General features: G+C 70.4%; 24 protein-coding genes. 15 read left to right on the plus strand and 9 right to left on the minus strand.

Annotated elements, in window-relative coordinates; translation table 11 throughout:
• The first annotated feature begins 300 nt into the window (after nt 1-300).
• Nucleotides 301-723: a spore-associated protein A gene (locus IMZ11_RS32710; protein ID WP_228646272.1), complete on the plus strand. Its 423-nt coding sequence runs from the start codon at nt 301-303 to the stop codon at nt 721-723.
• Nucleotides 724-848: 125 nt separating this feature from the next.
• On the opposite strand, the gene IMZ11_RS32715 is transcribed toward IMZ11_RS32710, so the two are convergent.
• Entirely contained in the window at nt 849-1,181 is a 333-nt protein-coding gene (locus tag IMZ11_RS32715; RefSeq protein WP_228646273.1) for a putative quinol monooxygenase, read from the minus strand.
• 116 nt (nt 1,182-1,297) lie between these two features.
• Complete coding sequence (locus tag IMZ11_RS32720; RefSeq protein WP_228646274.1) at nt 1,298-2,233, minus strand: LysR family transcriptional regulator; 936 nt, start codon at nt 2,231-2,233, stop codon at nt 1,298-1,300.
• A gap of 134 nt (nt 2,234-2,367) precedes the next feature.
• Here IMZ11_RS32720 and IMZ11_RS32725 point away from each other — a divergent pair, with 134 nt between their 5' ends.
• The 5 genes from IMZ11_RS32725 (at nt 2,368) to IMZ11_RS32745 (ending at nt 8,314) form a co-directional block, all read left to right on the plus strand.
• Nucleotides 2,368-3,612: an MFS transporter gene (locus tag IMZ11_RS32725; protein ID WP_228646275.1), complete on the plus strand. Its 1,245-nt coding sequence runs from the start codon at nt 2,368-2,370 to the stop codon at nt 3,610-3,612.
• An 80-nt stretch (nt 3,613-3,692) separates the two neighbouring features.
• A complete protein-coding gene (locus tag IMZ11_RS32730) occupies nt 3,693-4,325 on the plus strand; it encodes a cysteine hydrolase family protein (protein WP_228646276.1) in 633 nt (210 codons plus the stop codon).
• Between the two features lie 274 nt (nt 4,326-4,599).
• Nucleotides 4,600-5,079, plus strand: coding sequence for an Rrf2 family transcriptional regulator (locus IMZ11_RS32735; protein WP_228646277.1), 480 nt, complete (start codon nt 4,600-4,602; stop codon nt 5,077-5,079).
• An 88-nt stretch (nt 5,080-5,167) separates the two neighbouring features.
• Complete coding sequence (locus IMZ11_RS32740) at nt 5,168-5,665, plus strand: cupin domain-containing protein (protein ID WP_228646278.1); 498 nt, start codon at nt 5,168-5,170, stop codon at nt 5,663-5,665.
• 201 nt (nt 5,666-5,866) lie between these two features.
• Nucleotides 5,867-8,314, plus strand: a complete 2,448-nt coding sequence (locus IMZ11_RS32745) for a M14 family metallopeptidase (protein WP_228646279.1) — start codon at nt 5,867-5,869, stop codon at nt 8,312-8,314.
• Nucleotides 8,315-8,646: 332 nt separating this feature from the next.
• On the opposite strand, the gene IMZ11_RS32750 is transcribed toward IMZ11_RS32745, so the two are convergent.
• On the minus strand, nt 8,647-9,108 hold the full coding sequence (locus tag IMZ11_RS32750) for a hypothetical protein (protein ID WP_228646280.1): 462 nt from the start codon (nt 9,106-9,108) through the stop codon (nt 8,647-8,649).
• 154 nt (nt 9,109-9,262) lie between these two features.
• Between IMZ11_RS32750 and IMZ11_RS32755 the strand changes: the two genes are divergently transcribed.
• Together IMZ11_RS32755 and IMZ11_RS32760 are read left to right on the plus strand one after the other, a co-directional pair.
• Complete coding sequence (locus tag IMZ11_RS32755; protein WP_374463081.1) at nt 9,263-13,054, plus strand: hypothetical protein; 3,792 nt, start codon at nt 9,263-9,265, stop codon at nt 13,052-13,054.
• Nucleotides 13,055-13,157: 103 nt separating this feature from the next.
• Nucleotides 13,158-14,087 carry a hypothetical protein gene (locus IMZ11_RS32760; protein ID WP_228646282.1) on the plus strand — a complete coding sequence of 310 codons (930 nt, stop codon included), beginning with the start codon at nt 13,158-13,160 and terminating at the stop codon, nt 14,085-14,087.
• A gap of 150 nt (nt 14,088-14,237) precedes the next feature.
• Here the strand turns inward: IMZ11_RS32760 and IMZ11_RS32765 are convergent, their stop codons facing one another.
• Nucleotides 14,238-14,921: a TetR/AcrR family transcriptional regulator gene (locus tag IMZ11_RS32765; protein ID WP_228646283.1), complete on the minus strand. Its 684-nt coding sequence runs from the start codon at nt 14,919-14,921 to the stop codon at nt 14,238-14,240.
• A 121-nt stretch (nt 14,922-15,042) separates the two neighbouring features.
• Between IMZ11_RS32765 and IMZ11_RS32770 the strand changes: the two genes are divergently transcribed.
• From IMZ11_RS32770 to IMZ11_RS32780, 3 genes are read left to right on the plus strand one after another with little or no spacing between them, the layout of a single operon-like run.
• Nucleotides 15,043-15,672 carry an NADPH-dependent FMN reductase gene (locus tag IMZ11_RS32770; RefSeq protein WP_228646284.1) on the plus strand — a complete coding sequence of 210 codons (630 nt, stop codon included), beginning with the start codon at nt 15,043-15,045 and terminating at the stop codon, nt 15,670-15,672.
• 6 nt (nt 15,673-15,678) lie between these two features.
• On the plus strand, nt 15,679-17,118 hold the full coding sequence (locus tag IMZ11_RS32775) for a DHA2 family efflux MFS transporter permease subunit (protein ID WP_228646285.1): 1,440 nt from the start codon (nt 15,679-15,681) through the stop codon (nt 17,116-17,118).
• Nucleotides 17,096-18,076, plus strand: a complete 981-nt coding sequence (locus tag IMZ11_RS32780; RefSeq protein WP_228646286.1) for a zinc-binding dehydrogenase — start codon at nt 17,096-17,098, stop codon at nt 18,074-18,076. Before IMZ11_RS32775 ends, IMZ11_RS32780 begins: the two co-directional genes overlap by 23 nt.
• A gap of 112 nt (nt 18,077-18,188) precedes the next feature.
• Here the strand turns inward: IMZ11_RS32780 and IMZ11_RS32785 are convergent, their stop codons facing one another.
• From IMZ11_RS32785 to IMZ11_RS46440, 4 genes are all read right to left on the minus strand, one after another.
• Nucleotides 18,189-18,950: a 1-acyl-sn-glycerol-3-phosphate acyltransferase gene (locus IMZ11_RS32785; RefSeq protein ID WP_228646287.1), complete on the minus strand. Its 762-nt coding sequence runs from the start codon at nt 18,948-18,950 to the stop codon at nt 18,189-18,191.
• A gap of 97 nt (nt 18,951-19,047) precedes the next feature.
• Nucleotides 19,048-20,811 (minus strand): thiamine pyrophosphate-binding protein, encoded by a 1,764-nt coding sequence (locus IMZ11_RS46435; protein ID WP_228646288.1) that lies wholly within the window; start codon nt 20,809-20,811, stop codon nt 19,048-19,050.
• Entirely contained in the window at nt 20,808-21,581 is a 774-nt protein-coding gene (locus tag IMZ11_RS32795) for a cyclase family protein (RefSeq protein WP_228646289.1), read from the minus strand. The genes IMZ11_RS46435 and IMZ11_RS32795 overlap by 4 nt, the downstream gene beginning before the upstream one ends.
• 84 nt (nt 21,582-21,665) lie before the next feature.
• On the minus strand, nt 21,666-22,280 hold the full coding sequence (locus tag IMZ11_RS46440; RefSeq protein ID WP_228646290.1) for a phosphatase PAP2 family protein: 615 nt from the start codon (nt 22,278-22,280) through the stop codon (nt 21,666-21,668).
• Between the two features lie 186 nt (nt 22,281-22,466).
• Here IMZ11_RS46440 and dhaK point away from each other — a divergent pair, with 186 nt between their 5' ends.
• The 4 genes from dhaK to IMZ11_RS32820 are packed head-to-tail and all read left to right on the plus strand — an operon-like array spanning nt 22,467 to nt 25,198.
• Nucleotides 22,467-23,459, plus strand: coding sequence for a dihydroxyacetone kinase subunit DhaK (gene dhaK, locus IMZ11_RS32805; RefSeq protein ID WP_228646291.1), 993 nt, complete (start codon nt 22,467-22,469; stop codon nt 23,457-23,459).
• 27 nt (nt 23,460-23,486) lie between these two features.
• Complete coding sequence (gene dhaL / locus IMZ11_RS32810; protein ID WP_228646292.1) at nt 23,487-24,113, plus strand: dihydroxyacetone kinase subunit DhaL; 627 nt, start codon at nt 23,487-23,489, stop codon at nt 24,111-24,113.
• A 37-nt stretch (nt 24,114-24,150) separates the two neighbouring features.
• Complete coding sequence (gene dhaM, locus IMZ11_RS32815) at nt 24,151-24,525, plus strand: dihydroxyacetone kinase phosphoryl donor subunit DhaM (protein ID WP_228646293.1); 375 nt, start codon at nt 24,151-24,153, stop codon at nt 24,523-24,525.
• A 40-nt stretch (nt 24,526-24,565) separates the two neighbouring features.
• Nucleotides 24,566-25,198 (plus strand): MFS transporter, encoded by a 633-nt coding sequence (locus IMZ11_RS32820; RefSeq protein WP_308066882.1) that lies wholly within the window; start codon nt 24,566-24,568, stop codon nt 25,196-25,198.
• 107 nt (nt 25,199-25,305) lie between these two features.
• On the opposite strand, the gene IMZ11_RS32825 is transcribed toward IMZ11_RS32820, so the two are convergent.
• The coding region (locus IMZ11_RS32825; protein WP_228646295.1) for a hypothetical protein at nt 25,306-25,774 on the minus strand (469 nt) is incomplete at its 5' end.

A 25,774-nucleotide genomic window follows, 5' to 3' on the forward strand; every position in this document is an offset into this window, starting at 1 on the left:
GCCTCGCATGCCGAGGTCGACGTTTGCGTTCCGGCATTTCTCTGACCGAAAAGGTCAACTTCAATTTGAAATCAGGGAAACGTTGAATGCGAATGAAAAGGGTGCGCTGACTGAGGGGGCGGCTCGTGAGTCGCCGGTCGGTGACGGAATGTGCATGGCGCCGGAACGCACCCCCGTGTCGACCGACCGTAACGGGCTGATCCTGGTAAGTCATGCCGCCCCAGGGAGCTTGCGTTGGACGCGCAGAACGGCGATCATGGGCGGCGCCACGACCAAGGTGGTTAACGAAAGGAATTTCCAATGCGCGTTCTCAGTAAGCGAATGGCGACGATGGGTGCGGTGCTGCTGGCCGCCTCCGGCCTCTTCACGATCGGTGCGTCATCGGCGAGCGCGACCGGCCCGTGCGGTTCCGGCTACACACGAGTCGGCGTCTATAACATCGGCTCCCCCAAGGCCGGCAGCATCGAGGTCTTCTACAATTCCTCAAACGGCTACAACTGTGCGCTCACTTACCCGCTCAACCCCGGTGAGCGCAGGTGGATGTTGATTTCCATTGGTATCAGTATCGTCGGGGCGGGTTCGGATCAGGACAATGGCTACTACACGACTTATGCCGGCCCTGTTTACACTTACGCCAAGGGCCAGTGCATCGACCTCGTCGGTGGGGTGGACAACGGCTACGGGCATGTGTACCGGAATCTAAAGAACGTCCATTGCGGCTGAACCGCGAACACCGCGGCGGCGGCCGGTCCCCTCGGGGACCGGCCGTTCCCTTCGGTCGGCGTCGGTTGGCTGGATCTTGTTGGTTCTGCCGCACCGGCGGACGGGTCGACTTCTCAGGCCGGGCGTCAGCCGCGCTCGGGCACGGCCATCTCGCCGAGGAGGGACCAGTCGTCCTGCGGGACGGTCGTGTTGACGATCCGGGGCGTCTCGGCGAGGTGCCGCGGCAGGGTCCGCTGCGCCTCCCGGAAGTGCTCGGACTGGACGTGCGCCGCGCCTGCCGCGTCGTCGCGGAACGCCTCGACCAGGACGTACTCGGTCGGGTCGTCGAGGCGGCGCGACCAGTCGAACCACAGGCAGCCGGGTTCGGCGCGAGTCGCCCGGGTGAACTCACCGGCGATCTCGGGCCACTGGTCGGCGTATTCGGGCAGGACGCGGAACTTCGCGGTAATGAAGATCATTTCATCTGTCTCAACAGGTAGGCGTACCGGACACGAGCCGGTCCGGCCGGGTGACGATATCAGCGGCGCCTGTGCGGGGTCGTCTCCCGCGGTCCGGCCCGCCGAGGCGGCGGCGTTCAGCGCGAAATCGCCCAGTCCGGCACCCAGGTCCCGGCGGCGCCGTGGCCGGCCGCTGTGGCGGCGAGGTGGGCGCGGAGGGTGGCCAGCGCGGGGTGGGGGTTGTCGCGGCGCCACAGGAGCGAGTGCGGGTAGACGGGCATGGGGTCGGTCACCGGGACGCGGCGCAGACCGTGACCGGCGGGCCAGACGAGGCGGGTCTGCCCGCCCATGAAAGTGGCCAGGGCCGGGGTGTCGGCGATGGTGTCGAGGAGCGCGTCGGAGCCGAAGTTGGGGCCGGTCGCCTCGATGGTGAGGCCGAACTCGGCGACGAGGTCGTCGTAGTAGGCGGCCCACTCGGTTCCGGGGGCGAGGCCGGGCATCCAGATCCGGTGCCCGGCGAGCTGAGCGACGGTCACCGACCGGGCGCCGGCCAGCGCGTGGGCGGGGCCGATGAGGAGCTGGAGCGGCTCGTCGAGCACCCGGACTGACTCGATGTCCTCAGGAAGGGGCCGGCCGGGCATGGCGACGGCGCGGAAGGACGCGTCGATCGCACCGGACCGAATGGCGGCGACGGCCTTCTCGATGTCGAACAGCATCACCACGTCGAGGTCGATCTCGGGGTGCGCGCGGTGGAAGCCGCGCATCAGGCCCGACGCCGCGCTGCGCGAGGCGATCATGTCGACGCGCAGCGGACGGTGGCCGGTGCGCACGGACGCGACCGCGCGCTCGGCGACGCGCAGCAGCTCCCGGGCGTGGGGCAGGAACGCCTGCCCGTCGATGGTGAGCTCGGCACCGCGCGGCGTGCGGGTGAACAGCCGCACGCCGACGTCGCGCTCCAGCGCGGCGATGCGCTTGGAGACGGCCTGCTGGGTGACCGCCAGCTCGGCGGCGGCCTCCTGGAATTGCCCCGCGTCGGCGGCGGCGACGAAGGTCCGGACGGTGTCGAGGTCCATCCGGACACCCTATGGATACAACCGCTGGTTGTGACCGGGCGGCCCTGCGGTTGTTTGATCCCCGGGCATGGTGCTCGCTTTGATGCTTCCGATCGCGGATCGGTTGTGCGAGTGAGTGACGAGGAGCGTCGGGCATGCGGAACGGGCACCGGTTGGGGCGGCGGTTCGGGTGGCTCTGGGGAGCGTACGGGACCAGCGCGCTCGGCACGTGGCTCGCCTTCGGCGCGTTCCCGCTGATCGCGATCCAGGTGCTGCACGCCGGGCCGGCGGAGGTCGCGGCGCTGTCCTCCGTGGGAGCTTTGGTGGGCGCGGCCGTGGCGGTGCCGCTGGGCCCGTGGGTGGAGTTCCGCCCCAAGCGGCCGGTGCTGATCGGGATGGACCTGGTGCGGTTCGCGGCGCTGCTGACGATCCCCGTCGCGTTCGCGCTCGGCGTGCTCTCCTTCGTCCAGCTCCTGCTGGTCTCGGTCGTCGTCGCGGCGGCCGACATCACCTTCCGCGCCGCCTCCGGCGCGTACCTGAAGACGCTGCTGCCGGCCGAGCACCTGCTCGTCGCCAACGCCCGATTCGAGTCCACGACCTGGACGACCACGATCATCGGACCGCCGCTGGGCGGTGCCGCGATCGGGATCCTCGGTCCGGTGGCGACGGTGGTGGCCGACGCGGTCAGCTACCTGCTCTCGGCCCTGGGCGTCCGCGCGATGGGCGGCCGGGAGCAGCGGCCCGAGCGCAGGGAGGCCGCGCGCATGCGGGCCGGGGACCTGCTCGACGGGTGGCGGTACATCCTCGCCGACGCGACGCTGCGTCCGCTGTTCTTCAACACCGCCTTGTTCAACGGCCTGGTGATGGCCACCGACGCGCTGCTGGCTGTCCTGATGCTCGGCCGGCTCGGGTTCTCGCCGTGGCAGTACGGCCTCGCCTTCGCCGCGCCCGCGATCGGCGGGCTGATCGGTTCGCGGCTGGCCCGACCGCTCGCCACCCGGTTCGGGCAGCACCGGGTCCTGGTCGTGGCCGGGGTGCTGCGCGCGATCTGGCCCGTCGGGCTGGCCTTCGTGGGGCCGGGGACCGGAGGGCTGCTGCTGGTGATGGGCGTCGAGCTCGGGCTGATCCTCTGCTGCGGGGTCTTCAATCCGGTCTACGCCACCTACCGCCTCGAGCGCACCGCGACCGACCGGGTCGCCCGCACGCTGTCCGCCTGGTCGGTGACGACCAAGGCCTCGACCGCGCTCCTTACGGCCGTCTGGGGTGTGCTGGGCGGCCTGCTCGGCCCGCGTACGGCCATCGGCCTGGCCGGCGTGCTCCTGCTGGCGACCCCGCTGCTGCTCCCCCGCCGCGCCGCGGCGCCCCTCGCCGAGCCGGAGCCGGCACCGAGCCGCGCCTGAAGGCTCACGTGCCCGATGCGTAGTCGGCCCCGGCGCGCGATCTCGCGTGTCAGGGCGCCCTCACCACCCAAGGAGAGAAATTGACCGTCACGACCCCGGCGCTGGACCCCCGGACGGCCGCACTGCTCGTCATGGATTACCAGCAGGGAATCCTGGCCTCGCTCCCCGGCCTGGCAGACCCGGAAGAGCTGCTGTCACGGGTGGCCGGCGCCGTCGCCGACATGCGCGAGCACGGCGCCGCCATCGCCTACGTGCGAGTCGCATTCACCGAAGCCGACTGGGCGGCGATCCCGCCGGCCAACGAGACGTTCTCCCTCCTCGGCCGGCAGCGCCTCATGCACCACGCGGATCCCGCCGCAGAATTCCACCATCGGCTCGCTCCCGAGCCCGGCGACATCATCGTCCGCAAGACCCGCTACGGCGCGCTGTCCACGACGGACCTGGACCGGCGACTGCGGGATCGCGGCATCACCACCCTGGTCATCGCCGGTATCACCACCAGCGGCGTCGTGCTGTCCACCGTCACCGACGCCGCCGACCGCGACTACCGGCTCTACGTCCTCGCCGACGGCGTCGCCGACCCGGATCCGCACGCCCACCAGACCCTGATGACCAGCGTTTTCCCGAGACTGGCCCACGTCATCGACACCGCCGAACTGCGCTCGCTCCTGCGCGGGAGCCATCCCGATCGGGCGAAGACCGGCCGGGCATGACCGTCAATGACGATCAGCGACCGTCAGGGTGATCGCTGTCAGCGGCCAGACGTCGGTTCCGGCCGCTGACGGATCATGTGACCACCTCGCTCCCAGAGCATTCTCCGGCTCATGGGGTCGTGCTCGCAGAGATGAGTGGTTCCGAGAGGCCGGAGACCCTCACCGGACCGCGCCCGCAGCGGGCGCGGCTGCCACTTCGCCCCTGGGGGCAGGGCTGGGCGTTCGGGCCCGTTGCGTGAATAAACCTGGACATGTAATATCCAGGATCATGCGGATGAGCGAGGGTGTGGAGTGGGCGCTGCACACCTGTCTGAACCTGAGTTGGGCCGAGCCGGGCGAGGCGGTCTCGGCGGCCAGGCTGGCGGCCTTCTACCGGCTGCCCGCGGCGTACCTGAACAAGCAGATGCAGGCGCTGGCCCGAGCCGGCATCGTCTCCTCCACACCGGGGCCTCGGGGCGGCTTCCGGCTGGCCCGCGCCCCGGAGGACATCACACTGCTCGACGTGGTCACCGCGATCGAGGGCCCGGAGGAAGCGTTCCGCTGCGCGGGGATCCTGCGGGAGGGTCCCGGCGGAGACCCGGACGTCGACTATCGGGAGGTGTGCGTGATCTCCCAGTCCATGCGCAAGGCGGAGCTCTCCTGGAGGCGCGAGCTGGCCGGGCAGACGCTCGCCGACATCAGGGCCACCGTGGAGCGGCGCCATCCCCACACTCCAGGGAACACCCGCAACCGGTTCGCCAACGTGAAGATCTGAAATCCCACCCTTCTCCAGAGGGGCTTTTCCACGAGGTAATTCTGGATGCTGAATATCCAGATTCACCCGATGTCAGAAGGAGAGCATCTTGATCACGACGCCCGACCACTCCCTGGTGCTGGTCCGCGCGGCCGAGGCCGACGTCCTCGCCGACGGCCCCACCAGCATCATCACCCTCCTCGCCGACTCGGATGTCACGGGCGGCGCGCTGACCGCCAACCGCGCCACCCTGCACAGGGGCTCCGAGGGCGCCCCGCCGCACTATCACCGGCGTGCCAGCGAGCTGTTCTTCGTCCTCGACGGCTCCTTGCAGGCGCTCGCCGGCGAACGGGTCCACACCCTGGAGCGCGGAGACCTTCTGATCGTGCCCCCGCTCCTGCCGCACGCCTTCGCCCCCACGCGCGGCGAGGAGGCCGACCTGCTCGTCGTCTTCACTCCCGGCATGGACCGGTTCGACTACTACCGGCTGCTGGAACGGGTGTACCGGGGCGAGGCGGATCCGAAGGAGATCCGCGAGACCTCCGAACGCTTCGACAACCACTACGTCGACAGCCCGGCATGGGCGCACGCCCGCCACGCCGAGTGATGCAGCAGGACCGAATCCGGTTCTACATGGGCGATATATAACGCAAGAAGCAGCAACATCAGCTTTTAACAGGAAACGTCGCAAAAGCCGGTTGAATGTCGCGTTGACGGCGATCTGCTGCCGATCAAGACTTCTTCCACTCGCGTGCTCCCGCCGGGCTGACCCCCTACCCGGCCGGGCACGCCGGAACAGGAGTCTCTGATGAGGAGTTCTCTGGACGGCAGGAGGGCGCGCCGTGTCGCGGCCGCGCTCGCCCTGCCGCTGGCACTCACCCTGAGCGCGCTCCCGGCGCTCGCCGAACCGTCCCCCTCGCCCGGCGAGGTCGTCCCCGACCGGCAGTCCACGACGGCCCAGAACGGCGTCGCCCTGATGCGGATCGTCGTCCCCGACCAGGCCGACGTGGACCGGCTGAACGCCATGGGCGTCGACCTCGCGGAGTACAAGAAGCCCCTTGACAACGGCATCGAGGTCCACGCGGTACTGAGCCCCGAGGAGGCCCAGAGCCTCCGCGACCAGGGCTTCGACGTCCAGGGCGCCATCTCCGACCAGACCGACTACGCCGAGAACCAGGTCGAGCGGTCCCAGGCGATGCGGTCGGCGGCCGCGGCGACGGCCGAGACGGACACGCTGACCCCGCTGCGCGCCGAATGGTTCACCAGCCTCGACGACCAGCGGTTCCTGTCCGTCGAGGTGAAGTCGAGCGCCACGGACGCGCAGACCGTGCTCACCGTCACCTGGGACAGCGGCCCGGGCACCGCACCGGACTCCGGCGGCACGGCCGCGATGTCGCGCTTCACCGACGCCGGGCAGTACATGTACCACCGGTTCAACTCGCCGCTCTCGGTCACGCAGGCGCCGACCACGGTGACCGTCACCAGCAACCGCGGCGGTTCCGTCACGATCCCGGTCACCAAGTGGCTGGGCGCGGCGCGCAAGGCGCCGGGCAAGCACTACGTCGCCGACTTCGTCGACCACTACATGGACCCGACCGAGGTCACCGACCGGATCTCCTCGCTGGCCCGGGAGTTCCCCAAGATCTCCGAGATCGTGGACCTGCCGTACAAGACGAACGGCTACCGCCGGGCGGCGCAGGCGCAGTTCGGCACGGTCGCGGCGAGCACGTTCTACGTCAGCTCCAAGGCGTACGGGCACGAGGGCGGCAACGACATCAGCGTGGCCCTGACGAAGCCGGAGGCCGCGTCCTCCGCGCTCGGCGTCACGGTCACCGGCAAGGACGTGGTGGTCGCCCTGGCCACGGACGCGTCCGGGGCGGTCACCAGCACCGCCCGGCAGGTCGTGGACGCGCTCAACGGCGACGCCGCGGCGTCCGCGCTGCTGGCCGCCGGCACCTACCGGGGCAACGCGGGCACGGGGCAGGTGGCCGCCGCGCCGGCGACGAGGCTGACCGACAACCTGAAGGCACCGGCGACCGTCTCGCGTGAGCCCTTCCAGATGAAGGCGCTGCGCGTCGGCAAGCGGCGGGACGGCTCGAAGGCCGGCGTGTTCCTCTACTGCCAGGAGCACGCCCGCGAGTGGGTGACCCCGCTGACCTGTGTGGAGACCGCCGAACGGCTGCTGCGCAACTATGCCAGGGACGCGGACACCCGCAAGCTGGTGGACGACCTCGACATCTTCATCGTCCCGACGGTGAACCCCGACGGCGCGCACTACTCGTTCTACGACTACAACATGCAGCGCAGGAACATGACGAACCACTGCGCGGTCAACCTGGCGGACCCGGCGGCGCGCAACTCCTGGGGCGTCGACCTGAACCGCAACTTCTCCGTCGGTTCGATCTTCGACGGGTACAGCGGCGCCTCGACGAGTTGCACCAGCGACACGTTCGCCGGCCCCTCGGAGCTCTCCGAGCCCGAGGCGAAGAACGAGGTGTGGCTGACCGAGAAGTACCCGAACATCAAGTTCGCGATGAACACGCACTCCTACGGCGGCTACTTCATGTGGCCTCCGGGGGCGTACAAGGCGGCCGGGCGCGAGCTGCTGCCGCGGGTGGACTATGGCACGGAGAGCTTCTTCTGGAGCGCCTCCAGCCACATCCTCTCCGCTGTGCAGACCTGGCGCGGCACGGCCATCTGGCCGGGACGCACCGGCCCGGTCCCGGACGTGCTGTACTCGGCGGCCGGCAACAGCGCCGACGAGCACTGGTACAACAAGGGCATCATCGGCTGGGACTTCGAGGTCGGCGCGGACGTCTACAACCCGGAGACCAAGCGGTTCCAGGCCGTGGGCTTCCAGCCGGCCTTCACCGAGGGGCACGAGGAGGCGATGGAGTTCTCCGCCGGCCAGATCGCCATCCTCGAGGTCGCCCGGGCGTTCTCCAGCGACAAGAACGCGCCCAAGTCGGAGCTGAAGGTCACCGCGCAGACCGCCGGGTCCACCTCGTTCACGTTCACGATCGACGAGCCGGCCAACGTGTACTACACGCTGGACGGCAGCCGGCCGACGCTCTCCTCCCCCAAGCTGACCGCGGCGGGGATGCGCGAGGGAGCGCAGCAGATCACGATCGACGCGACGACCGAGGTGCACTGGTTCGCGGCGGACATCGCCGGAAACATCGAGAAGAACTACAAGCCGGACGGCAACGGCAAGAACTACAACAAGGCCAGGGTCGTGGTCGGCGACGCCCGCTGACCCCGTACACCGGACACCGGCCGCCCGCACCGGCCCGCGGAGCCCTGGGGTATCACCCCGGGGCTCCGCCCCGTACGCGCGGAGGCTCGCCGGCCCCGGCCGTACGAGCCGGACGCGGCCGGGCGGTCCTGTCGATCTCACGGTGGAACCCGTCGACGCGCAGCGGGATCGAACTCGGCCTCCCCTCCGGCGTCGACGGGCTGATGGCCGATACCGAAGCCCGGACGGGTTGTTGATCGGGTCGCGTGACCGGCACTAACGAGGCGTCGTGTGGGGCGTGCGGCCGGCGCCTCAGGTCGCGTGGACCGAGAGCGCCTTTCGCCGGACTCTACTTACAACCAGGGCCCGCAGATGGAGTCTCCATCGACCCGCCGCCCGCAGGCGCGGAACTGTTCGCCGGGCTCGCGGGTCGCCTTGTGCGCCGCGCTGGTATTGGGTGACCCGTTGCTCTGCACGGTGAAGGGTCCACACTGAATCCAGCCGTTCCCATAGGTCGTGCTGTAGTCCATCCAGACCAGATCTCCGGCCTTGGTGGCGCCGCTGATCCTGGCCCATCTGTGCGGGACGCCGTTTAACCAGGCGATGTGGAGTTCCGCCCGCCGGCCGCCGCCGAGGTCCGCGGTGGTCTCGACGGTCCCGGACTTGTTGTAGGCGATGCTGGTGAAGCCGTTGGCTCCGTTTGTGCAGTTCGCTGCGGACGCGTTCGCCGGACCCGCGGACAGGATGACCGAGAGGCCGCCCATCACGAGCGCCCCCGCCGCGGCGGTCGACAGAAACCTACGACCGAACGTCATTTCTCGTCCCTTCGTTTCGTACGAGCCCCCGTCGGGACTCTGGATCATGCGCTTACAGGTCTAACCGCTTCCGGGTTGTGCGGCGTCGGAGCACACAATGCACAATCAACACTGCACAACCGTCACAAAGGTCACAGTTCTCCCGGAGGTGGGGATGCCGCGCCCTGAGCGGCCAGTGGATCCAGGAGAAGGCGCTGTTCAGCGGTTCGCATGGGAACTCCGCCGGTTGCGCCAGAGCGCGGGCAACCCGGGCTATCGGGATTTGGCGCGACGCGCGCACTACTCCGCCAGCACTCTTGCGCAGGCCGCCCGGGGGGAGAAGCTACCGAGCCTGGCGGTGGCGTTGGCCTACGTACAGGTGTGCGGCGGTGACAGCGCGCAATGGGAGGCGCGCTGGCGCCAGGCCGCGGAGGCTGGAGAAGACGCGCGCCTGTTTTCCGGGAAGGCCGTCGACGACTCGAGTGAAAAAAGCCCCTACCTGGGATTGGCCTCCTTTCAGGCGGAAGACGCCGAGCGTTTTCACGGCCGTGAACGAATCGTCGACGAACTCGTCGCGCGACTGACCCGGCAGCGTTTTCTCGCAGTGTTCGGTACGTCCGGGGCGGGAAAGTCGTCGTTGTTGCGGGCCGGCCTGATCCCCAGGGCCCGAACCTGTGACCCGGAAGGCGGCGCGGGATGGCGGACGGTGCTGATGACCCCCGGAGCACACCCGTTGCGCGAGTACGCCACCCAGGTCGCCGCCGCGAGCGGCCGGTCGCCGGACGAGATGTACACCGCGCTCCTCGACGGCACGTCCGGCCTATCCGGCCTGACCGAGCAGCCATCGCCGCAGCGGCCGCTGCCCGCTCCGCTTCTCATCGTGGTCGATCAGTTCGAAGAGATCTTCACCCTCTGCCACGACGCGCATGAACGCGGCCGGTTCATCGGCGCCCTGCTGGCCGGGGCCCAGACGACCGGCAGCCGGACACGAGTGGTGCTCGGCGTACGCGCCGACTTCTACGCGCACTGCGCGGATCACCCTGATCTCGCGGCGGCGCTCACGGACGCGCAGATCCTCCTGGCTTCCATGACGACCGAGGAACTGCGGCAGGCTGTCACACAACCCGCCCGTGCCGCCGGCTGCAGTGTCGAGGGCGCCCTGCTCGCCGCGATCGTCGCCGACGCCGTCGGGCAGCCCGGTGCCCTGCCCCTCGTCTCCCACGCCTTGGTGGAGACGTGGCACCGCCGCCGCGGCAACACGCTCACTCTCGCCGGGTACCGGGAGGCGGGCGGCATCCATGGCGCCCTGGTGAAAACCGCCGAGACGCTGTATGCCGATCTCTCCCCCGCTCAGCGATCCCGTGCCAAGGACATGTTCATCCGGCTGACCGCCTTGGGGGAGGGTACCGACGACACCGCCCGCCGGATCACCCAAGGCGAGCTGGACATCGACGACCCCGATACCCGCGCCATCCTCGGTATGTTCGCCGAGGCCCGGCTCATCACCCTCGGCGACGACACCGTGGAGATCGCCCATGAGGCGTTGATCAGAGGCTGGCCCCGACTGCACAAGTGGCTGACTGCCGACAGGGAGTCCCTGCGCGTGCGCCGCCAGCTCACCGAGGCCGCACAGGCATGGGCGGCACTCGACCACGATCCCGGGGCGTTGTACCGCGGCGCCCCTCTGGCCATCGCTCGGGAATGGGCCGCCTATGACGGCCACCGTGACACGCTGAACAAGCTGGAACGCGACTTCCTGGACGCCAGCATCCGGCGGGAGAGGGCCGAGCACACCAGAGCCCTCCGCCGCAGCCGCCAACTCCGCTACCTTGCGCTCGGTCTCGCGCTTCTGCTGCTCGTCACCACCGGTACCGGTCTGATAGCCGTCCGGCAGTGGCAGGACGCCGCGGCCGCCCACCGGAGCGCGCTGTCGCGCCAGCTCGCCGCCCAGGCGCTCACCGTCGCCGACTCCGAACCCGACACCGCCATGCTCCTGGCCGCGCACGCCTTCGCCATCACACCGACCGTCGAGGCACGCGGCGCCCTCCTGAGCACCTCAGCCCTGCGAGCCCACCAAGGGACGCTCACCGGCCACATCGGCGCCGTCTCCCAGGTGCTCTTCAGCCCCGACGGCCGCACCCTCTTCAGTGTCGGCAGGGACAGAACGGTGGCGGTGTGGGATGTCCGGCGCCGGATCCGGCTGGCCACACTTCGCGGGCACGACACATGGCTGAAGGCCGCGGCTCTCAGCCCGGACGGGGAGGTGCTGGCCACCGGTGGGGAGGACGGTCGCCTCGTGCTCTGGGACACGGCAGGGCGCGCACGTGTCGCCACCCTTGACGGCCACAGCCAGCAGATCAGGGAGATCGCTTTCAGTCCCGACGGCCGCACTCTGGCCACCGCCGGCGACGACCGGACCGTCATCCTGTGGGATACGCTCCGGCACGCCCGCCTGGCGACGTTCAGCGCCCACACGGGGAAGGTGCGCGGCGTGGCTTTCAGCCCCGACGGCCGCACCCTCGCCACGGCGGGCGACGACAGGCGGGTGATCCTGTGGGACCTCACGCGGCGTGTCCGGCTGGCGACCCTGACCGGGCACGCCGAGACCGCCAGCGCCGTCGCCTTCAGTCCCGACGGCCGCACCCTGGCCAGCGCGGGCGGGAACACGACGGTGATCCTGTGGGATGTCGCCCGGCGCGCCCGCCTGGCGGCCTTCAGCCATCAACGGTCGGGGGAGGTCATCACCCTTGAATTCAGTCCGGACGGCCGAACCCTCGCCACCTCGGGACACGATCCGGCGATCCTGCTGTGGGACGTCGAGCACCGCGTCCTGCGCGGACGCCTCACCGGGCACAAGATCAACGTCTACACGCTGGCTTTCAACCCCCGGACGTCCATGCTGGCCTCAGCGGGAGAAGACGGGGCCATCATCTTGTGGGACACGGCGCAGGCCTCGCTGGCCGGTCAGTCCACACGGGTCAACGATGTCGCCTTCAGTCCCGACGGCCGCCTGCTGGCCGCCGCCGGCGCGCATCAGACAATGGTGTGGGAGACGCGGAATCGAACCCTGCACGCCATACACACGGACACATCCTCGGACATCTACGCCCTCGCCTTCAGCCCCGACGGCCGCACCCTCGCCATGGCGGAGGGAAAGACCGGATTGTCCCCGGAAACGTCGGCCGGCACCGTCACCTTGTGGGATCTCGAGAAGGGCACCTCGGCGAAACTCACCGGACACACCGGTGCCGTACTCGACATCGCCTTCAGCCCCGACGGCCGCACCCTGGCCACCGGCAGCGTGGACACGACGGCGAATCTGTGGGACGTGGCCCGGCGCACCCGCCTGGCCGTCCTGACCGGCCACAATGGGCCCGTCAACGGCGTCGCCTTCAGCCCCGACGGCCGCACCCTCGCCACGGGCAGCCATGACCAGACCGTGATGCTCTGGGACATCGCGACGCGCAGACCGCTGGCCGCGCCACTGGTCGCCCACACCGCTTGGGTGAGAACCGTGGCCTTCAGTCCCGACGGCCACACCCTGGCCACCGCCGACGCCGACAAGACGGTGATCTTGTGGGACGTGGCCCGGCGCACCCGCCTGGCCGTCCTGACCGGCCACGCCGACGCCCTCACCACCGGCGTCGCCTTCAACCCCGACGGCCGTACCCTCGCCTTCACCAGCGGCGACCACACCGTCACCTTGTGGGACGTCCGCCAGGGCAGACGTACGGCTCACCTCGCCGGTCACACGGAACCGGTGCAAGCGATCGCCTTCAGTCCTGACCGGCGCACGCTCGCCACCGTCGGCGCTGACGCCACCGTGCTGCTGTGGAACACCGACCCCCAGGAGACGGCACGCCGCATCTGCGGGGCTCTCGGGCGTGACCTCACCCGAGAAGAATGGCGACAGTACACCGAGGGGACGCCGTATCGAAAGACATGCGGCGCTCCGTCATCACGATGATCAAGCTCTCTCGGAGCGTCGCCCGAAACGGGCGAGCAGCGGCCGGTGTCGGACTTCGGAAGGAATCCGCAACATTCTCAACGTTCCTGACATCTCATGAAACATGAGATTTCGTGCAGCGCTCGCGACACTGCTTCTGACCGCCGCGACACTGATTGGACCGCCTGCGGCGGCCGCCACGCCGGTCACGATCGCGTACGCGCAGCGAACACAGACCTGGCAACTGGTGCTGACCGACGGAGACGTGGTGGAGGTGCCAGAGGCGCTCGCCAAGGCGCCCGATGACGCGGCCAATCCCGGTGCGCCGGCGCCGTTCCTGGTCAGTGGGGACGGGCGGCATTTCTTTTATTTCCGGAAATCGGATCAGTTGTTCGTCGAGCGGACGTTGAACGGCAAGGAAAGGGTGGTGTCACGGCGGCTCACGGCGTTCTCGATCAACGAGGAGTGGCCGGTGGTGTCGGACGACGGCAGTTTCGTGGTCACGACGACCTCGGCGCCGGGGGTGGGGGTCTTCGCGGACCTGCGGAAAGGCAAGTCGTTGCCGCTTCCCGGGCGGACGGACGCGTGGAGCTTCCTGGGGTTCAGCCCGGACAGCAAGCGACTGCTGCTGGCAGGGGAGAGCCAGCTGACGGTGTTCGACCGAGGGCTGCGCGCCCGGATGCGGCTGAAGACGCGTCTCGGGTCGATGGCGCTGGCGAATGACCACGTCACGGCGGCGGTGCCCGTCGGCACGTGGCCCAAGTACCGCAAGCTGCGCCTGCTCAATCTGCGTACCGGCCGCGTGAGCGGCACGGTGACCGTGCGGTTGCCGCGCGGGCAATATGTCGACGACCTCGCCTTCGACCGGGCGGGACGCATGATCGTCCGATCGAAGACCGGGACGGGGGTGGGGATCTACCGGATCTCGAAGGCGACCGGCAAGGCGACGCTGCTGCGGACGATCGCCAGACCTGACGCGGAGGTCTGGGTGCTCCCGGGGGACGAGACGTACGAGGCGTGGACGGAGAGGAAGAGCAAGGCGTCTCAGAAGTGAGGTGAGCCCAGCCCCCCGCCGGCGGCACCCGGGCCGTGCGTACGCCCTGGCACTCCAGTGATGGCGACCGCGCCGACGCTGAGGGGGACCGCGGGTCGGGGCGCCGGGTGGCCTCGACCGATCGCCGGGTTCGGTTCGCCCCGCTCCGGCTCAGCGTGCGGCGTACGCCCGCAGAAACGCCCGCACTCCGGCGGTTGTCAGCCGCTCTTCCTCCTCCTTCGGGAGAGGAATGACACCCCAGTAGGACCGCTGCACGATGTCAGTCGAGATGAAGCTCATGAAGTGCGAGGCGGCCTGCGCCGGGTCGCCATGGACGTCGATCAGACCGTGGTCGTTCAGGGTTGCCATGGCGGAGGCCAGTTCGTGACCCACCGCGCGGGGTCCGGCCTCCTGCCAGGCGTCCAGGACCTCGGCCGGGATGTGCCCGGCCTCCGCATGGATGTGCCGCACCAGTGAGAAGTGGTCGCTGAAGTCCGTCATCAGACCGACCCAGGCGTGGGCCAGGGCGAGCAGGTCGCGTTCGAGGTCGTCGGGGTGCGGCGGACGCTCCGGATCCAGGTACCTCCGCAGCCGCGCGAGCTGCTCGTCCCTGACCTGCGCGGAACTCCACCGAATGACGGAGCGGAACAACTCGTCCTTTCCGCCGGGGAAATGGTTGTAGATGGTGCGGGTCGAGACGCCGGCCTCGGCGGCGATCGTGTCGATGCCGGCGCGGGAGTAACCGTCCCGTCCGAAGACCTCACACGCGGCATGCGCGATCGCCGCCGCCTTCTCCGCCCGCCCGCGCCGAGGCCGCGGCGCGCTCGCCCCGTCCTGTGAGCCCGTACTGGTCATCGCCTATCCCTCTGGTCGGCCTGCAATTACAACGAGCGTTTTATTTTTTACAACGACAGTTGTATCTTACCGGAAGTGCCGCGCACCGCGGCGATGAAACAGGACACCGAGGGAGATCGCGATGCCCGACTTCGCCTCCGCGAACGACTCCGCGAACGACTCCGCGCTCCGGGTCGCCGTCATCATCGGAAGCGCTCGCGGGGGCCGCGCCGGCCTGTCGGTCGCCGAGTGGTTCACCCGCTACGTGGGCCAACGCACCGACATCGAACTGGACGTCATCGACGTCGCCGACCTGGACCTTCCCGTGGCCATGCCCGGGTGGGACGGCCTTCCCGCCCCCGCCCCGGAGACCCAGGCGGCTCTCGCCGACGTCAGCCCGCGACTGGCCGGCGCCGAGGCATTCGTCATCGTCACACCCGAGTACAACCACAGCTTCCCGGCCTCGTTGAAGAACCTCATCGACTGGCACTACACCCAGTGGCAGGCCAAACCGATCGGCTTCGTCTCGTACGGCGGGCTGGGCGGCGGCCTTCGCGCCGTCGAGCAACTTCGGCAGGTCTTCGCCGAACTGCACGCCATGACCGTGCGCGACGCCGTCAGCCTGCACGGGCCCTGGTCAGGCCTGGGGCAGGACGGCAGACCGCGCGACGCGGCGGTGTGCGAGAGCGCCGCCAAGAACATGATCGACCAGCTGTTGTGGTGGGGGCGCGCACTGCGCACCGCTCGCGCCGAGCACCCGTACGGCAAGTGACGAGCGATGAGCACCGTCACCGGAACCGGGCGAACCACCGCATCCGCCCCTGCTCTCGCCCGTACCGTCACGGTCGTCGTCATCGGCTCGATCATGGCCGTGCTCGACGTCACCATCGTCAACGTCGCCGTTCATCCGCTGGCGAACGCGTTCGGCGCGCCGCTCGCGACCATCCAGTGGGTGGCGACCGGCTACACGCTCGCCATGGCCGCCGTGATCCCGGTAGCGGCCTGGGCCATGGGCCGTTTCGGCGCCAAGCGCACCTACCTCACCTCCCTGGCGCTTTTCACCGGCGGCTCCGCGGCGGCAGCGCTGTCATGGAACATCGGGACGCTCGTGCTGTTCCGGGTGGTTCAGGGGATCGGAGGCGGCCTGCTGATCCCGGTCGGCATGGCGATGGTCATCCGCGCCTCCGACCGGGAGCGCATGGGCAGGTCGATGGCCGTGCTCGGCATCCCGGTACTGATCGGGCCGGTGAGCGGGCCGGTCCTGGGCGGCTGGCTGATCGACGCCGCGTCCTGGCATTGGATCTTCCTGGTCAACCTGCCGGTCGGCGCGCTGGCGCTGGTACTCGCGGCGCGACTGCTGCCCGGCGGCGAGACGCGGCAGGCGGGGCGGCTGGATGTCCCCGGGCTGCTGATGCTCTCGCCCGGCCTGGCGCTGCTGATCTACGGCCTGTCCACCGGCGGCGAGCGGGGCGACTTCGCGACGCCTGGCGCGCTGCTGCCCACGGTCGCGGGGCTGCTGTCGGTCGCCGGTTTCGTGGCCCGCGGGTTGACCGCCCGTCATCCGCTTCTGCGGCTGCGTCTGCTCCGCGACCGTACCTTCGCCGCCGGCCTGGCCACGGTGACTCTGTTCCCGGCCGGCTACTTCGGCTCCATGCTGTTGACGCCGATGTACTACCAGACAACGCGAGGGCTCACCGCGGCCGAGTCGGGACTGCTGGGCGCTCCGCTGGCCATCGCCGTCGGCACCTCGATGCAGATCGCCACGCGGCGGGTCGACAGGGCGTCGCCTCGGCTGACGGTCGTCGCCGGCATCGTGGTCGCCGTGCTCGGGCTGTCCCTGTTCGCCGTTCAGCTCGGACCTGACACGCCTTACTGGCGGCTGTGCGCGGCGATGTTGGTGATGGGCGCCGGCGTCGGCATGGTGATGATGCCGGCCACCACGACGGCGACCCGCACGCTGCCGCCCGACGACGTCCCCTCCGGCAGCACCATCCTGAGCATCGCCTCCCAGATCGGCACGTCGATCGGGACGGCGCTGATGTCGGCGGTACTGGCGTCCAATGGGGCCGGCGTGGCGGCCCGCACCGGACAGGCCGTCGCGTACCAGCACACCTACTGGTGGGCGGTGACGCTGCTGGCCCTGGCGAGCGTACCCGCGCTGCTGCTTCCACCTCGTTCCGGAAAGGCACTCCCCCATGTACGCGGTCACGCTTCATGAGTTCGGGCCCGCCGAGAAGCTTCAGTACGAGCGGATCCCCACACCGGTCCCCGGCAGAGGACAGGTCCGAATCGACGTGGAAGCCAGCGGCGTCCACTTCATCGAGACGATGTTGCGATCCGGTCGCCGAGTGGGGCCTCATGCCGCTCCCGAACTGCCCATCGTTCTGGGCGGCGAGGTCGCCGGTGTCGTCGGCGCACTGGGCCCGGACGTCGACGACATCTGGCTGGGCCGCCGGGTGGTCAGCACTCTTGAGTCCGACGGCGGTTACGCCGAACAGGCGGTGGCCACGGTCGACACCCTTCATGACGTCCCCGGCCATATGACCGCGGACACCGCGGTAGCGATGATCACCACGGGCTCGACCGCGCTCGGGATTCTCGACAGCGCGGACGCCGGGCCCGGGGACATCGCGTTGGTCACCTCGGCGGCCGGTGGCGTCGGCGCCCTGCTCATACAGGCTCTCCGCCACCAGGGCGTCATCGTCATCGGCACGGCGGGCGGGCCGGAGAAAGTTCGGCGAGCCACGGCGCTGGGCGCCGATATCGCCGTCGACTACCGCGACCCGCACTGGCCGGACGCGGTACGCGACGCGCTCGGCGGCAGAGAGCTCAGCATCGTGTTCGACGGCGTCGGGGGAACCGCAGGCCGCCACGCCTTCGACCTCCTCGCACCTGGCGGGAGATTCCTCCTGCACGGCTGGTCGTCAGGGACCGCCACCCGCATCACCACCGACGACATCATCGAGCACGCGAGCACCGTCATCTGGGCGATCGGCCCCCAGCTGCTTCGACACGCCGGCACCGTCCATGAACTGCAGGCCCGCGCGATCCGGGCAGCCGCTGACGGTGTGCTCGAGCCCCTGATCTCCCGCTACCCCCTCAGCCGTGCCGGCGACGCACACGCCGACCTTGAGAACCGCCGTGCGACGGGCAAGGTCGTCCTCGTCCCACGCTGACCACCCGCGCGGCACCGCCCTCGGTCAGCGAGCGAAGAGCTCGTCAAGGTGCGCGCGCGGCGCAAGGCCGGCCACCCGTCAGCCGTGTCACCGACCTGCCCGGGCAGTACGCCTAGGAGACCTCGTCCGGGCTGGGTTTGGCGGGGCGGGCCCTGCGGGGGGAGTCCAGGGCGGCGGCCTCCTCCGGGGTGGGCGCGGTGCCGCCGAGGTGGGCGGGCTGCCACCAGACACCCTGGGGGATCTCGGGGTAGGTCCGCTGCGCGCGGTCCAGCAGTTCCGACATCCGCCGCCGGAGCTCCGTATTGAGGTCTCCGATCAGCTGGCCGGGCTCCGGGTGCATCGGCTCGCCGACCAGGATCGTGATCGGCACGTGCCTCTGGAGGAGCTTGCGCGGGCGGCCCTTGGTCCAGAGCCGGTGCGGCCCCCACACGGCGACGGGGATCATCGGGACGCCCGCGTCCGTGGCCATCCTGATCGGGCCGCTCTTGATGTCCTTGACCGTGAACGACCGGCTGATCGTGGCCTCGGCGAAGTTCCCGACGATCTCGCCGTCCTTCAGCGCGCGCACCGCCGCGCCGAAGGCGCCCGCCCCGGCCGAGCGGTCCACCGGGATGTGGTGCATGCCCCGCATCAGCGGTCCGGCCACCGGATTGGCGAAGACCTCCTCCTTCGCCATGAACCGGACGAGGCGGCGCGAGGGCCAGGCGGCCAGGCCGGCGAAGATGAAGTCGAGGTAGCTCACGTGGTTGCTGACCAGGACCGCTCCCCCCGTCTTGGGGATGCGCTCCGCGCCCTCGATATTGATCTTGAGGTCCAGCACCCGGAAGAACAGGAGCGCGCTCCGGATCACCGGGGGGTACACGATCTCAGCCATGACTGAACGGTAACCTACGCAACCGTAACCTCCGGACTCACCCCCTCGGGAACGTCCCGGCGTGGCGCGCTCTCTCGGGGCGGGCGGTCATCGAAGGTCAGTGCCCGCGGAACGCCTCCTCCAGCCACCACGAACCCCGATCCCCCGTCACCTTGGCGTGGACGACCAGGGCCTTGTCGCGCGGCCCCTTCAGCCACTCGGCGACCCCCGCCAGGTCCGCCCGCTCGCGTACGGTCACCGCGTCGCAGCCGAAGCCCCGGGCGATGGCCCCGATGTCGACGGCCGGGAAGGTCACGGTGTCCAGCGCGTGGCCGTCCGGGCCGAAGTGGTGGACCTCCGCGCCGTACGCCTCGTCATCGTAGATCACGATGACCATGGGCAGGCCGAGCCGTACCACGGTCTCCAGTTCGGCGACGCCCATCAGCGCGCCGCCGTCGCCGAGCGCGGCGACCGGGAGCCGGTCCGGCCGGGCGAGCGCGGCACCGACGGCGGTGGCCAGGCCGAGCCCGACCGACTGGAACGCCTGGGTGAAACAGAAGCCGTTCTCGTCCGGCACCGAGAGGAACATCGACGGATATCCCATGAAATTTCCGGAATCTACGGAGATGATCCGTTCGGCCGGCAGAAGATCGTCCAGCTCGATCGTGAGCGTCCGGGGGTCGATGCGCCCGTTCCCGCTCCGGTCCTCGTACGGAACGTCGCGCCAGCGGATCTCGGCGGCGATCCGCGTGGCCAGCTCGGCGCCGCGGTACCCGTCACGGGGCTCGCCGATCGCCTGGGTCACCGCCCGCGCGGTCTCGGCCACGTCGCCGATCACTCCGAGGTGGACCGGCCGGTGCGCGCCGACGGCGTCGGGGTCGAGGTCGACCTGCACGACCTTCGTGTCCGGGCCGATCAGCGAGCCGTGCCGTGTCGTCCACATGTTCAGCGCGCAGCCCCAGCCCACGACGACGTCGGCGCCCGCGATCAGCTCGGCCGCCAGCGGGGACGCGAAGCCGCCGCTGACGTCGAGGTCCCACTGGCTGCCCCGGAACAGCCCGCGCGCCACCGCCGACGTGGCGAGCAGCGCGCCCACGCGGTCGGCCAGCGCCTCGATCTCCCGGCGCGCGCCGCGCGCTCCCCGCCCGGCGACGAAGACGGGGCGCCGCGCGGTGGCGAGCAACTCGATCAGCTCGCTCACGGAGTCGGCCGGGGCCGAACCCGGCACTTCCGAGGCGGACGGCTCCGCCGCGTCGGCCTCGCGCTGCTCGTCCGCGAGATCGCGCCGGGCCCGGTCGCGCAGATCGCGGACGGCCGCCCAGGCCCTGCTCCCCTGCTCCCCCGCGTCGGTGATCCGGCTGGACCGCAGTTCGCGGACCGCCTGCGCGACGTCGTCGGGCAGTTCGGCGTCCTGAACCTCGATCGGGAGGTTGAGCAGGACGGTACGACGCCCGAGCAGCGCGGTGAGGAACGCCAGCACCGTGTCCTCGACGACGGTCTCCGCCGAGCCGACCCGGGCGGCGAGCGCGCCCACGGCCGCCACGAGGCCGGGTTGGTCGATCCGGAAGTTGGAACGCGGCGAGGTGGCCTCACCGGCCAGGACCAGCAGCGGGGTGCGGCTCTTCGCGGCCTCGGCGACGCCGGTCAGCGCGTTGGTGAGGCCCGGACCCTGGTGGACGCTGAGCACGGCGACGGTGCCGCTCATCCGCGCGTACGCGTCCGCCATGGTCGCCGCGCCGCCCTCGTGGCGCGCGGCCACGAACCGCACGCCGTGCTCGGTGAGGGAGTTGGTCACGTGGAAGTTGCCGCTGCCGACCACGCCGAAGGCGGTGTCGACTCCGAGAGAGGCGAGGATCGCGCCCACGGCCTCCGCGACGTTCACCGCTCCACCAGGGCGAGGACCCGGGCCGGGCTGCCGGAACCGCCGACGATCGGGAGGGGACCCGCGATGACGACCGCCCCCGTCCGCGGCAGCCGATCGAGGTTGCGCAGCTGGGTCAGGCCGTACTTGCCTGCTCCGAGCAGGAACGAGTGGCAGGGGAACGCCGGGTCGAAGGAGTGCGCGGCCCCGGCGTCGGTGCCGACCGTCTCCACCCCCAGCCCGATGATCGGCGTGCTCTCGGCCAGGTAGCGCGCGCACTCGGGCGAGATGCCGGGGGTGTGCGGGCCGTTCTCGTCGGCGTTGAGGATGCTCTCCTGGTCGTGCGCGCGGGCGTCCCAGCCGGTGCGGTAGAGGAGCCAGCCGCCGTCCGGCAACGGGCCGTGCTCCCGCTCCCAGGCGGTGACGTGCTCGATCTCCAGCAGGAAGTCGGGGTCCTTCGCGGTCTCCGCGGTGAAGTCCAGCACGACGGCCGGGGCCAGCAGCCGGGCGGGAGCGACCTGCGCGACGTCCTCGCCGTCGCGGCCCGTGACCCAGTGGACCGGGGCGTCGAAGTGGGTGCCGGTGTGCTCACCCGTGGTGATGTTGTTCCAGTACCAGGCCGGGCCGCGGTCGTCGTACCTGCTGATCTCCTGGAGAGCGAACGGGACGGTGTTACCGAACGGCTCGGGGAGCATCAGGATCGGCGTCGTATCCGACAACGGCGCGGTGAGGTCCACCACCTCGATTCCACCACCTCGGATGCCCTCCACGAGATCCCGCAACACCGACATGCCCGCCTCCCATCCGTCACAGATCCCCAGAATCCTCCTACAACCGCCGTCCCGAACGCCAGCGTGCTCGCCGGACACCTCGGATCAGCCGATCAGGGCGTACACGGGCCAGCAGACGGCGACGCCGGCCACCGCACCGGCGACGACCTGCGCGGGCGTGTGGTCGCGCAGCATGATCCGCGACCAACCGACCAGGGCCGCGAACGGCCAGCAGATCCACGCCCACGGGCCGAACTCCACCGTCAGGATCGCCGCGGCCCCGGCGACCGCGGCGGTGTGGAAGGAGATCTTCCAGAGTCGCGTGATCGGCAGCATGACCACGCCCATGCCGAGCAGCGCTCCCTGCACGGCCAGGACGGTGCTGGGCGCGCCCGCCAGCAGGAGCACGACGACACCGCCGAGCACCAGCGCGACGCTGATCGCGAGAGGCACCAGGCGCTGCTCGCGGCGGGTGATGTGCCGGTCGTTCGCCTTCCCGCGCGCGACGCGCCACAGCACGAGCCCGTACGGCAGGACGCCGCCCGACACGGCGGCGAACAGGCCCCACAGGAATCCGGTGGCGGCCGGGTAGGTCTGGTGCCAGCCGACCACGACAGGAAGCGGGATCACCACGTGAAAGGGGCTGAGGACCTCGGTGACGACCCGGGCGGTCCGGGACTCGCGGGCTCGCGACTCCGCTGCCTCCACGGGAATGGTCACCGCGTTCCTCCATCAGTCGCCACGGGGCTCCGGCATGCCGGGGACGCCGTCGCGCCTCCGACATTAGCGTGATCTTCAACCTCCACGGGAGCGGAGAAACGGACGCCGTGGACGGCCGAGGCTTGCCGTCCCTTGTGACAGGGCAGGCGTAAAGGGGACGATGGCCCCCCACACGAGGACGGCGGCATGAAGAAGCTCATCAACGATGTCGGTTCGGTGGTCGCCGACACGCTGCGCGGCGTCGCGGCGGCGCATCCCTCACTCCGGGTGGACGTCGAGAACAGGATCATATTTCGGCGGGACGCGCCCCGGCCGGGCAAGGTGGGGCTCGTCTCCGGCGGCGGGTCCGGCCATGAGCCGCTGCACGGCGGATACGTCGGGTACGGCATGCTCGACGCGGCCTGCCCCGGAGAGATCTTCACCTCGCCCGTCCCCGACCAGATCGCCACGGCGACCACGGGAGTGGACGGCGGCGCCGGGGTGCTGCACATCGTCAAGAACTACACGGGCGACGTGCTCAACTTCGAGATGGCGGCCGAGCTCAGCGGTGACGAGGGCGTGGAGGTGGCCCGCGTCCTGGTCGACGACGACGTGGCCGTGCGCGACTCGCTGTACACCGCCGGCCGCAGAGGCACCGGCGCCACGCTGTTCGTCGAGAAGATCGCCGGAGCGCTCGCGGAGAGCGGGGCACCGCTGGCCGAGGTGGCCCGCGTCGGCAGGGAGGTCAACGACCGCAGCCGCTCCTTCGGCGTCGCGCTGACGCCGTGCACCACCCCCGCCGCGGGCACACCCACGTTCGAACTGGGCGACGCCGAGATCGAACTCGGCATCGGCATCCACGGGGAACCCGGCCGCACCCGCGCCGCGCACCGGGAGGCCCGCGAGATCGTCCGGCTCGCCATGGACGCGATCGACGACGACCTCCCCCTCTCCGGGGAGACGCTCGTCATGGTCAACGGGATGGGCGGCACCCCGCTCATGGAGCTGTACATCGTCTTCGCCGAGGTCGCCGCGTACCTGGAGGAGAAGGGCGCGACCGCCGTACGCAGCCTGGTGGGCGACTACGTCACCAGCCTCGACATGCAGGGTTTCTCGGTGACCACGTGCGCGCTCACCGGCGAGCTCACCCGGCTCTGGGACGCGCCGGTGGAGACGCCGGCGCTGCGCTGGGGCCGCTGACCGAATCCCGACCCTCTGGAGTTCCCCTTGGACACGCGGTTCTTCGTCACCTGGATGGAGGAGATCACGGCAGCCGTGCGGGCCGCCCGTGACCATCTCACCCGGCTGGACGCCGCCATCGGCGACGCCGACCACGGGACCAACCTCGACCGGGGCTTCTCCGCCGTGGCCGAGGCCCTGGCCGCCCACCCGCCCGCGACCCCCGGCGGTGCGCTCGTCCTGGCCGGCTCCACCCTGATCAGAAAGGTCGGCGGAGCCTCCGGCCCCCTGTACGGCACCGCCTTCCGCGAAGCGGGGAAGACACTCGGGGAGACCCCCGAGGTGTCGACGGCCGAGCTCGCCGCCGCCCTGGAGGCGGGCCTCGCGGGAGTGCGCAGGCTGGGCGGCGCCGAGGAGGGCGACAAGACCATGGTCGACGCACTGGCCCCGGCCGTCAGGGCGCTGACGCGCGCCGTACACGAGGGGGGAACGGCCGGGGAGGCGCTGGACGCGGCCGCCGCGGCGGCGGAGGACGGCGCCAAGGCGACGATCCCGCTGCAGGCGCGCAAGGGGCGGGCCAGCTATCTCGGGCCGCGCAGCATCGGCCACGAGGACCCCGGGGCCGCCTCGACCGCGCTCATCCTCGACGCGCTCAGGACCGTCGGCTCCCGCTGACGACCGCACATCGGACGACACACATCAAGGAATCGGAATGGTGGGCATCGTTCTCATCTCGCACAGCGACGGCCTCGCCGCAGAGGCGGCCGAGCTGGCCAGGCGGATCTGCGGAACGGACGTGCCGGTGGCGGCGGCGGGAGGCACCGACGACGGCGGAATCGGCACGAGCCTGGACAAGGTCGCCGCGGCCATCGACAAGGTGGACCAGGGCGACGGCGTCGTCCTCATCCCCGATCTCGGCAGCTCCGTGCTGACCGCGCGGCTTCTTGAGGCGCCCGGGGCCGTGGTGATCGCGGACGTGCCGTTCGTGGAAGGCGCGATCTCGGCGGCGGTCGCCGCCGGGTGCGGCACCCCCCTCGACGGCGTGCTCGCCGCCGCCGAGGAGGCCAGGACCATCCGCAAGATGTGACCCGCGGATCTCTCTGGCGCTACTCCCGCCGGCCGTACGCGTGCGGGTCCTGCTGGTCACACTGGCCGTGTTGACGCTTGGGGCCGCGACCCTCAATACGCTCAACGTCTTCTTCGTTTCGGAGAACCTGCACGCGGACGCCCGCTGGTTCGGGACGATCGGCATGGGCGAGGGGGTCGGCGCTGTCGTCGGCGCGCTGGCGGCGGGTCGGCTGTGCCGGCGGTTCCGGGACGTCACGGTGTTCGGCGTCGGCCTCACGCTGGTCGGCGTGGGGTTGGTCGTCTACGCCCGGATCGGCACGCTGTGGGCCGCGGTGCTGGTGATCGCACTCGTCGGCGTGCCGCTCGGCGCGATCAACTCGGCCATATCGCCGATCGTGCTGCGCGCGACACCGCGGGAGTACATCGGTCGCGCGATCTCGACGTTCGGGCCGGTGCAGCAACTCGCGTCGATGGTGTCGGCGATCGGTGCGGGCTGGCTCGTCAGCACGGTCTGGCGCGACTTCGATCACGTCGTCGCGGGAGTGACGTTCGGCCGGATCGACACGGTGTATCTGATCGGCGGGGTCGCAATCGTGATCAGCGGGGTGTTCGCGACTTCGGCGTTGAGGGGACCGGGCGCGACGCGGCTCGCCGACGCCGCCGTCGCGGACGAGACCGTGGGAGCGGACTGAGATCACCGGTCGGCGCCTGCCTCTGACGGTCGGCGTCGCCGTCGGGTTCAACGGCGTCGGGAGCCCCGCCGTAGGGACTGTACGAAAAAGGAGGCAGAGCGTTTCTTCTACGACGGGTTGGTGTGGCGTTCAGGGTCGCAGAGTTTCCAGGTGCCGGCTTCCTTGCGCAGGTACAGCGTGGCGGGTTGCTGGGCGGGACGGGTCACGCGGGCCTTGGCCACATCGCCGGTGACGCGAATGTCTGAAACGTCGATGGGACGTTCGTGGCTGGGGTCGAGGCCGGGGTCGTCAGGGGACGGCACCTCGTCGATGACGCTTTGGGCCTCTTCCGCACAGAGCATGGCGACCATGGTGGCGGTGTCTTCTCGGTCAACCGCGTGGGCGAACTTCTCTATCGCTGTGCGAATCTGGGCGTCGCCCGCCTTCTCCGCTGTTTCGCGGATCGGGGTCGCGCCGGGGTGCGTCCGGGAGAGGGCGCTGTGGACCACGGCAGCGGACACCGCCAGGGCGATGATCGTCGCAGCGATCAGCAGGGGCTTCCGGCGGGGACTGCGGGGCCGTTGGGGTCGCGTGGGG

Source organism: Microtetraspora sp. AC03309 (assembly GCF_020826795.1).
Classification (GTDB): Bacteria; Actinomycetota; Actinomycetes; order Streptosporangiales; family Streptosporangiaceae; genus Microtetraspora; species Microtetraspora glauca.

Coding starts and splice junctions, on each gene's coding strand:
- IMZ11_RS32755 (WP_374463081.1), top strand. CDS start 9,263: ATGCCGCGCCCTGAGCGGCCAGTGGATCCAGGAGAAGGCGCTGTTCAG.
- IMZ11_RS32735 (WP_228646277.1), top strand. CDS start 4,600: ATGAGCGAGGGTGTGGAGTGGGCGCTGCACACCTGTCTGAACCTGAGT.
- IMZ11_RS32720 (WP_228646274.1), bottom strand. CDS start 2,233: ATGGACCTCGACACCGTCCGGACCTTCGTCGCCGCCGCCGACGCGGGG.
- IMZ11_RS32785 (WP_228646287.1), bottom strand. CDS start 18,950: ATGGCTGAGATCGTGTACCCCCCGGTGATCCGGAGCGCGCTCCTGTTC.
- IMZ11_RS32725 (WP_228646275.1), top strand. CDS start 2,368: ATGCGGAACGGGCACCGGTTGGGGCGGCGGTTCGGGTGGCTCTGGGGA.
- IMZ11_RS32750 (WP_228646280.1), bottom strand. CDS start 9,108: ATGACGTTCGGTCGTAGGTTTCTGTCGACCGCCGCGGCGGGGGCGCTC.
- IMZ11_RS32795 (WP_228646289.1), bottom strand. CDS start 21,581: ATGTCGGTGTTGCGGGATCTCGTGGAGGGCATCCGAGGTGGTGGAATC.
- dhaM (WP_228646293.1), top strand. CDS start 24,151: ATGGTGGGCATCGTTCTCATCTCGCACAGCGACGGCCTCGCCGCAGAG.
- IMZ11_RS32760 (WP_228646282.1), top strand. CDS start 13,158: ATGAGATTTCGTGCAGCGCTCGCGACACTGCTTCTGACCGCCGCGACA.
- IMZ11_RS32780 (WP_228646286.1), top strand. CDS start 17,096: ATGTACGCGGTCACGCTTCATGAGTTCGGGCCCGCCGAGAAGCTTCAG.
- IMZ11_RS32745 (WP_228646279.1), top strand. CDS start 5,867: ATGAGGAGTTCTCTGGACGGCAGGAGGGCGCGCCGTGTCGCGGCCGCG.
- IMZ11_RS32715 (WP_228646273.1), bottom strand. CDS start 1,181: ATGATCTTCATTACCGCGAAGTTCCGCGTCCTGCCCGAATACGCCGAC.
- IMZ11_RS32770 (WP_228646284.1), top strand. CDS start 15,043: ATGCCCGACTTCGCCTCCGCGAACGACTCCGCGAACGACTCCGCGCTC.
- IMZ11_RS32765 (WP_228646283.1), bottom strand. CDS start 14,921: ATGACCAGTACGGGCTCACAGGACGGGGCGAGCGCGCCGCGGCCTCGG.
- IMZ11_RS32710 (WP_228646272.1), top strand. CDS start 301: ATGCGCGTTCTCAGTAAGCGAATGGCGACGATGGGTGCGGTGCTGCTG.
- dhaK (WP_228646291.1), top strand. CDS start 22,467: ATGAAGAAGCTCATCAACGATGTCGGTTCGGTGGTCGCCGACACGCTG.
- IMZ11_RS32775 (WP_228646285.1), top strand. CDS start 15,679: ATGAGCACCGTCACCGGAACCGGGCGAACCACCGCATCCGCCCCTGCT.